The organism is Breznakia sp. PF5-3 (assembly GCF_029504745.1).
Taxonomy (GTDB): Bacteria; Bacillota_I; Bacilli_A; order Erysipelotrichales; family Erysipelotrichaceae; genus Breznakia.
The window spans coordinates 1-1,642 of record NZ_JAQFIQ010000085.1; the positions used below are offsets into that span (position 1 = coordinate 1).

At 29.5% G+C, this 1,642-nt stretch carries 1 protein-coding gene; it reads right to left on the reverse strand.

Annotated features, from left to right (window positions below):
• Window positions 1-226: 226 nt before the first annotated feature.
• A complete protein-coding gene (locus tag M2475_RS11345; protein WP_277491648.1) occupies window positions 227-1,540 on the reverse strand; it encodes an IS30 family transposase in 1,314 nt (437 codons plus the stop codon).
• Between the last annotated feature and the right edge of the window lie 102 nt (window positions 1,541-1,642).

A 1,642-nucleotide genomic window follows, 5' to 3' on the forward strand; every position in this document is an offset into this window, starting at 1 on the left:
GGTCAATTTGCAGAGAAAGTTCCTTATTAGAGAAAGTTCCCTTTTTAAAAGAACTTTTTACTACAAAGTATTTTAAAAAATGAAAAAACAATATAATATATAGATGAATAGAAAGAAAAATACGCACACAAAAACTCTGTTTTCTAAAGAAAATTTTGATTTTCTCATAGAAAGTTCCTTTATTATTAATATGGTAATACAGGATATGTGCTATGACATTTGCTTTCTATTTGTGGATAATTGGTGTTAGAACGACTTCTTTATTAGCTATATAAGTTAGTCGATTAATTTCTAACACCTTTTTATTCAGAAACATTTTAGCTATTTGATATGGGGAGTTGAAGTTGAATAATCTTCTTGGATAATTATTTACCATCAATGAAACAAATTCAATATCTTTAATTGATAATGAATTCATACTAATTCCTTTGGGAATACATTCTCTAAAATGCTCATGATTCTTTTCACATTTCCCTTTTTCTTCACTTCTTCTTGGTTCACAATAATAAATAGATATTAGTATCTCTCCAGTATCTAAATCCGTTTCAAGAGATAAGGGATCACGGAACTCATGACCATTATCAGTAAGAATTATTGTGAATGTTTCTTTAAATAAATCGGATCCAAGTTTTTCTTTCAACTGACTAAATACTTTATTCACTTCTAAGGAATTTAAACGAGGTAGTAAGAAATAAAACTGTAGATTTGATTTTCTGTGTAAAAGGGATAGAACAGCTTTTTCATCCCCACCAATTTTTCCAACGATAGTATCCATTTCCCATATATTGATTGAACTATCACCATCTTCTATTCTTTCAATAAATTTAGCGTACCGTCTACCATTTAAGTAATCATAGTTTAATGGGATAGGTTGTGATTTAACACTATTTCTTGCTTTATAACGAACTTTACGCTTTAAATCAATATTTTGTATTCCATCAATATAACGTTTTTCTATGTAACGATAAATAGTAGAAACAGATACAGGCAGGTTGTTGGTATTTATGATGACATCAAGTGATTGTTTGTTTTTGACGCCTTCTTTAATAATTTTTGTGATATTTTTTAATTCCAATTCAGATAATTTAGGACCCTCTTTCCATACAGTATTATTTCTAATAGCTCCATCATGAGCTAATTGTGCTAAATAGAAAAACTTAGGTAATTTACATCTTTCGATTGAACTGCAATTCGAACAGGTAAAGGGAAATCTAGTTGTACGTATACAAACAGGCTCTCTAGTAAAGTTCTCACAAAGCTGATTACAATTATCATGGGTGCACTGACTACAAAAACCAGCAATACAATGTGTACATAATCTTTGGATAGAACAGTTAACTTGAAGACCACACTTATTGCGTTGATTGGAGCGTACCTTCACAAATCGATGTTTTTTAATTTCATAACGGATACACTTAGGGGATCTATTTAATGAAGAAGCTATTTGATTTAAGGTAATATTTGGAATATTAAGAAAAGACTCAATTTGTTTTCTTTCTTCTATAGTAAGATGTGTATATGATTTATTTGTGCATAACATGAATCGCACCTCCTTAAAGTTTGCACATATCCTAATTTTATTATAAAAAGGAACTTTCAATGAGAAAAGGGGGTGAAGAGGAACTTTCAAAAATAATTAAGC

What these genes read in the sequence shown, in the direction of transcription:
- M2475_RS11345 (WP_277491648.1), bottom strand. Translation starts at nt 1,540, where the DNA reads ATGTTATGCACAAATAAATCATATACACATCTTACTATAGAAGAAAGA.